This is a genomic window from Microcoleus sp. Pol14D4 (assembly GCF_036701245.1).
Classification (GTDB): domain Bacteria; phylum Cyanobacteriota; class Cyanobacteriia; order Cyanobacteriales; family Microcoleaceae; genus Microcoleus.
Window position 1 is genome coordinate 21,882 of record NZ_JAUBQM010000086.1, and the last position, 6,000, is coordinate 27,881.

Sequence of the window (6,000 nt, forward strand, 5' to 3'; positions counted from 1 at the left end):
AACAGAACAGGAACCATTTTGGCGGTTGCTGTAATATGAATCTCGATTAGCCCTGTTGGAGACAGAAACGGGGTTTGATGAACGAAAAGACCTCGTTGCAGTTCTTAAACCGGGTACAAAACTCGGTTGGTGCGATCGCGATCGCGTAATATCATGTCAAGTAATTTAACCATTATGGGTACGCAGCGAGGAATGCAAGTCCTCATACAATTCTGACGACGAACCGCCTCACTACGAACCAATTTTATTGCGGTTGTTCTAGCGGACAGTATATAAGTTTTTATCCCAAATTCGCAAAGGGCGGATTTTTTTGTATTAGGAATTGCAGCAAATATTGCGGGTAAAACCCGCGTCTACAACGACTGACTAAAAACTAAATAATTTAGCTATGAACAGTACCATCGGGTAAGATTGTACCTGTTAATGTAGTCCGGGTAAGTTTGACCATAACTCGATCGCCATAACCGATTTTCGCTCCTGTTAAGTCAGCACCGCTCAAGTCAGCACCGCTCAAATCGGCTCCGATTAAGTTGCTTTCTCTCAAGTTGGCATTGATCAAACAAGCTCCTAACAAATTGGCCCTGAACAAGTTTGCTTGGTGCAAATTCGCGCCTGTGAGATTGACGTTGTGTAGAAAAGCATCGCTTAAGTCGGCTTCACTCAGGTTTGCATTGCTCAAGTTTCTTCCTGAAAAATCCTTTTCTTTTAAGGAAGCTCCTTTGAAGTTGGAACCGCTCAAATCGGGAGCTTGCGGCCCAGCTTGCCGATAAGACTGAGATGGCGGCGGCTGCGATTGGTAGCGGGACGCCTCTGAATATGGCCCTGCAGGGTTTCCCCCATAGTTTCCCGCATAATTTCCAGCATATTTTCCTGAAGAGGGTTCAGAAGAGTAGCGGGGTTCTTTTGGGGTGGCCGGCGGTGGCTGGGTGTTTTGGTGCTGGGTGTTTGGATACTGAGTATTTCTGTACTGAGTGTTTTGGTACTGAGTATTGGGTTGCTGAGTGTTTTGGTACTGAGTATTGGGTTGCTGAGTGTTTTGGTACTGAGTATTGGGTTGCTGGGTATTTTGGTACTGAGTGTTTTGGTACTGAGTATTGGGTTGCTGGGTATTTTGTTGCTGGGTATTTTGTTGCTGAGTGTTTCTGTACTGAGTATTTTGTTGCTGAGTATTTGGTTGCTGGGTATTTGGTTGCTGGGTGTTTCTGTACTGAGTATTTTGTTGCTGGGTATTTTGTTGCTGAGTGTTTCTGTACTGAGCGCTTTGTTGCTGAGTGTTTCTGTACTGAGCGTTTTGTTGCTGGGTATTTTGGTGCTGGGTGTGTTTGTGCTGGGTGTTTTGGTACTGGGTGTGTTTGTGCTGAGTATGTTTGTGCTGAACGTTCTGATTCTGACCTCTTGGTTGAATCGATCGCAATTGTTCGCGAGCTTGATTAATTTCCTTAATCTTTTCTTCAGCTTTCTGTAGTAGTCTGGGATTGTCTTTGGGGATGCGATCGGGGTGCCAAATGAACGCTAAATCCTTGTAGGCTTGGCTAATTTCTTCTCTGGAAGCTCCCGGCAACAGTCCCAGCACTTTATAGTATTGGTCGAGGTCGTTCATTGTACCACCTTTCGCTTTAAGAAATTAGGAATTAAAAATTAAGATCGGAGCAAAAGCCGTTCTCAAAGCTTGCTTGTCCGATCGTACATTAGATGAACAATAACTCAGCTAAGCCGCTGCTGGCAAAAATTCTCGAATTCGCTGCAAGTATGTTGCGGCATCCTCCAGCATCGGAAAGTGAGCCGTATTGGGAATTATAACAAATTCTACTTTTTTGCTGAGGGAGGCTGCTTGCTCTCCCATGGCAGCGGGGATAATTTGATCGAATTCTCCGGCAACAAGCAGTGTGGGAACACTCAGCCGCGCAAATTCTTGGGGCATTTCCTCGGCGGCTCTTTTGCTGACGGCCGTCACCATTGTACCTATAGCAGCTTGCTCGTCTGCCATTAAAAAATCCTTGAGAAACGCCAGACTGACCTCTGTGGGCAGGGAACGGCGCAAAAACCGGGCCATAAATAGCCGATCGGCAAACGGGATGGATGCCAACCAAGACGGTCTAAATTTTACCACATAGCCACCGAATTTGTGAAAAGTTGTAAAGGCTTTTTCATCGTATTCAAAAATCCCGCTGCAAGTGAGAATTGCTTTTTCTACTTTTTCGGGGTAAAGGTTCAAAAATAAAGTAGCAATTGATGCACCTGTGGAGTGAGCATTGAGAAAGACGCGGCTTAAATTCAGAGCTTCTAATAATTCCGCTAAGTCGCGGGCGTAGGTTTCGAGTTCGTAGCTTGACTCAGGATGCTCTTTTGGCAAGGGCGATCGGCCAAAACCTCTCATATCGTAAAGCAAACAATCAAAATCATCAGCAATAGCCCGGGCCGTGCTTTCCCAGTAGCGCGCTGAACCCGCCCAGCCGTGCAGAAATACCATCACTGGTTTCCCGCTAGGTTTGCCACTGTTATCTGCCGTTATCCACTCGTAATAATGTTCTACACCGCGAATTGAAATGAAAGACATGATATTGATTTGGGATTCTTAGATTTTAGATTTTAGATTTTAACTCATAATTGTTCAGTAAATACCAAAATTCCCGACTTCTTAAATAAGTCAGGAATCTCAAGACTACATCTATCAAAAAAATCTGCGTTAATCTGCGTCAATCCGCCCACATCGGCGGTAAAAAATTACCAACATAGGAAGGAATCATAAATCTTAAGCAGCAGAAGCAGCCAACCAAAATAAACCGTCTACCAAAAGCGTGCTTAACACAGCGCCGCTGAAAGCGCGCCAGTGCAGTTCTCGATCGCGCAAACTCAGCAAACCGACTGTTAGCAACACAGCGATTAAAACTAGAGCGCAACCTATCCCCCAAGGAGTTTCAATTTGACCGATCGCACTTTGAAAAATCGGCATAGCTAATTCCGGTTCCGCGTGCATAACTTGCCGCCAGTAGGGCATCAACCCAGTTAAATAAAAATATAAATCAGTAATCGCAGTGCCCAAGAGCGAACCTAAATAAAAATAGCCACCCACTTTTCCCCAAGATTTGCCCAAGCACCAAATAGCAAAAGGCAAGCCAATTGCTTCTATAGGTAGATGTAAAATTGGTTCCCATCTAAACCACCCCCAATAGATAGAACCTGCCAGCCAGCATCCGGCAAATCCTAATAATAAATCTCCCCAAAGTTGGGTTTTGGGGCGGAAAATGAGAATTAAACTCAGAACGAACCAGGGGATAGTTGACAGCAAACTGATGGTTGGATACAAGCGAACTAACGGTGCTTGCACGAAGACTGGAATTGATACTAAAAATGCTGAGGCACTAAATATCAACCACTGTTTGATGCTGTTTGTTGTGCCTGAAGTGACAGAATTGTCGAGGCGGGCAATGGTGGCAATAGGTGCGATCGCTGAGGATACTAAATTTAGATTAAACAACTGATTGGACTCCGTATTGTTTCAATAGGTGGACTAAAAATTTTGCTGCGGTTGTGGGTGCGACAGTCTCAATCCCGGCGGTTTGGCTGACGTGCCAGCCTTTTGCCGTTTGGGGAGCTCGCCATAAATCCAAATGTTCGATCGGCGGATCTGCATAAAAGCTTTCTCCACCGCCACCGAGAATTGCTGAACTCCAGTGTGTAAAGCGATCGTGGCTGATGCGGTGGATGGGAAAATTGCCCCCCAGGGGTACTCCCCAACCGTCTAAGGCAAAAAAAGCCCCGACTTTGCCGCCGAGTTGCTGCCACATCCAAGCCGCCCCGATCGCCCCGGCTACTCCTGCCGAAAAGCTGACAAATACTAGACTTTCTCCTGCTAACTCTTGACTCCACAAAAAGTGCAATATGTCAAGAGCAGAAAAAGGCGGATATTTATGAGCGGGAAAAATCTTGACACGATCGACTATTTGCTGGTTTTGGCGATCGGCAGCCAGTCCCCAAAGCCCCGAAAGTCCCGCCAGGAAACAGTCGGTTAGCTTTGGTTCGTGAACTCCGGGGCAAATTACCAGTCTCATAGTTCGTCAAGAAAGTTAATATAGTTCGCAACATAACTTTATCATATGCCTACTATATCATATACTACCCCTGGGGATAGGGCGTTAAAGTTATAATAGAGTCAAGTTTGAAGAGTATCCCCCCAAGTTAAAAGCTGGGAACGCTCCAAACGGCATTAATCTGAGGCAAGGTGAGGGAGTCTTAAGAAAACATGAAACTTATCCCCCCCCGCCCCATCTCCTGTCAAGCTTAGCAAAGGCTGATTCTAGTTTTAAGCTGTTCTGTATTTAGATTTAACTTTTCCGGCGGCGTCGAAGCTGACCCCACAAAAGCTTAAACAAACAGAATTGTGAAAATTAGAGGCCTGCCAGCTTAGCTGCCCTACGAATTTCGGGTCAGGGTCAAAAAACCGACTTAGGACTGATGCTCATCAATCCGGTTTCTAGGATAAATAAGAGGTTTGACCGGGAAGTATGGGCGCAGAAATCGGGAATCAGCCCCGCGCACGTCAGTCGTGCGATCGCACACAAGGAAAAATCTCCGATTCTCCCTTCATCCTGCCTGGATCTCTTAGAATAAATAAAATTGAGGAATACAAAGTGGTTGCTTCTCCAGAAAAAATCGAGTACAAAACATCTGCAGCACCCGCAAGTAACGATCGCGTTGCTGTATTGCTGATGGGTTACGGCGAAGTCGAAAGCTACGACGATTTTGCCAACTACAACGAACAAGCTTTAAATTTGCTTACGGCAAAGTTTGCGCCAGTACCGCTTTGGATTTATCCGCCGCTGGCGAAGATTTTAGCAATCTTTGACTTGCACGAGTGGAGTCACCAACACGGTCAATTCGTTTCGCCGCACAATGCAATTTTTGAACAGCAGCGCGCCGGGATTGAAAAGAATTTACAGGAGAAATGGGGCGATAAAGTAAAAGTGTTCAAAGCTTTTAACTTTTGCGCGCCGTTTTTGCCGGAACAAGTAATCCCTCAAATTCAAGCAGAAGGATTTGACAAAATTCTGATTTATCCGCTGTTGGTAGTTGATTCTGTTTTCACCAGCGGCATTGCTGTCGAACAGGTGAATAAAGCTTTAGCACAAACCTTTGATGGTAAGGAACATTGGGTAAAAGGACAGCGCTACATTCCTTCTTTTTACGATGAACCTGCTTACATCGATTTGATGGCGCATTTGGTTGAAGAGGAAATTAAGAACGATTTAGCTGTAGCGCATTTGCCTTCTCAGATTGGGATTGTGCTGATGAATCACGGTTGTCCGCACAAGGCGAAGGGCTTTACTTCGGGTATTGTGGAAAGTCAAGCTTTGTACGATCGCGTGCGGGAACGTTTGATGTATCGCTATCCTTTGATTTCGGTGGGTTGGCTGAATCACGACACACCGCTGATTGAATGGACGCAGCCGGATGCGACGTTGGCTGCGAAGAATTTGATCGATTTGGGTGCAACTGCGATCGTGTTTATGCCGATCGGATTTGCGACAGAAAATCACGAAACATTGTTAGATGTAGACCACATTATTGAGTCTTTGCAGAAACAGCGTCAAGGAGTTACTTACCGCAAATTACCTTGCGTTAACGACCATCCAGAGTTTCTGAAAATGGCCGCTGAGTGGGCAAATCCGCAGATTGAAGCGTTATTGAGTGAGACTGCGGTTGCTGTTAATCCGAGTTTGGCTGCGGCGCAGCGCGAGCACGCGCATTCTCATGAAGGGCACGGGCATTCTCATGGGGCTCACGGTCATTCTCATGGTGATCACGGGCATTCTCATGGCGGGCACGGGCATTCTCATGGCGGGCACGGGCACAGTCACTAATTGAGTCCTTGGGTGGGGGCGGGTTTATTATATTCTTGGTTTCCGACATAGATGGTTGGTAAAACCCGCCCCTTGTATCTTAAAAGAGTGAGCTAGCCGATCGCCACGTCATTGATTCGATCATACCGACAATCAGGCG

Annotated in this window: 5 protein-coding genes; 1 reads left to right on the forward strand and 4 read right to left on the reverse strand. The window is 46.1% G+C overall.

The genetic code is table 11. From position 1 onward, the window contains the following. Nucleotides 1–382 precede the first annotated feature (382 nt). From QUA33_RS23630 to QUA33_RS23645, 4 genes are all read right to left on the reverse strand, one after another. Nucleotides 383–1,600, reverse strand: coding sequence for a pentapeptide repeat-containing protein (locus QUA33_RS23630; RefSeq protein ID WP_333151662.1), 1,218 nt, complete (start codon nt 1,598–1,600; stop codon nt 383–385). 108 nt (nt 1,601–1,708) lie between these two features. Continuing rightward, entirely contained in the window at nt 1,709–2,557 is an 849-nt protein-coding gene (locus QUA33_RS23635) for an alpha/beta hydrolase (protein ID WP_333151664.1), read from the reverse strand. Between the two features lie 195 nt (nt 2,558–2,752). Next, nucleotides 2,753–3,478 carry a DUF3120 domain-containing protein gene (locus QUA33_RS23640; RefSeq protein WP_333151666.1) on the reverse strand — a complete coding sequence of 242 codons (726 nt, stop codon included), beginning with the start codon at nt 3,476–3,478 and terminating at the stop codon, nt 2,753–2,755. Further along, nucleotides 3,471–4,052: a hypothetical protein gene (locus QUA33_RS23645; protein ID WP_333151668.1), complete on the reverse strand. Its 582-nt coding sequence runs from the start codon at nt 4,050–4,052 to the stop codon at nt 3,471–3,473. Before QUA33_RS23645 ends, QUA33_RS23640 begins: the two co-directional genes overlap by 8 nt. A 579-nt stretch (nt 4,053–4,631) precedes the next feature. Between QUA33_RS23645 and QUA33_RS23650 the strand changes: the two genes are divergently transcribed. After that, nucleotides 4,632–5,861, forward strand: a complete 1,230-nt coding sequence (locus tag QUA33_RS23650) for a ferrochelatase (protein ID WP_333151670.1) — start codon at nt 4,632–4,634, stop codon at nt 5,859–5,861. Nucleotides 5,862–6,000: the final 139 nt, after the last annotated feature.

Excerpts from the sequence above, each read along its gene's own strand:
- QUA33_RS23630 (WP_333151662.1), bottom strand. The coding sequence starts at position 1,600 with ATGAACGACCTCGACCAATACTATAAAGTGCTGGGACTGTTGCCGGGA.
- QUA33_RS23635 (WP_333151664.1), bottom strand. The coding sequence starts at position 2,557 with ATGTCTTTCATTTCAATTCGCGGTGTAGAACATTATTACGAGTGGATA.
- QUA33_RS23645 (WP_333151668.1), bottom strand. The coding sequence starts at position 4,052 with ATGAGACTGGTAATTTGCCCCGGAGTTCACGAACCAAAGCTAACCGAC.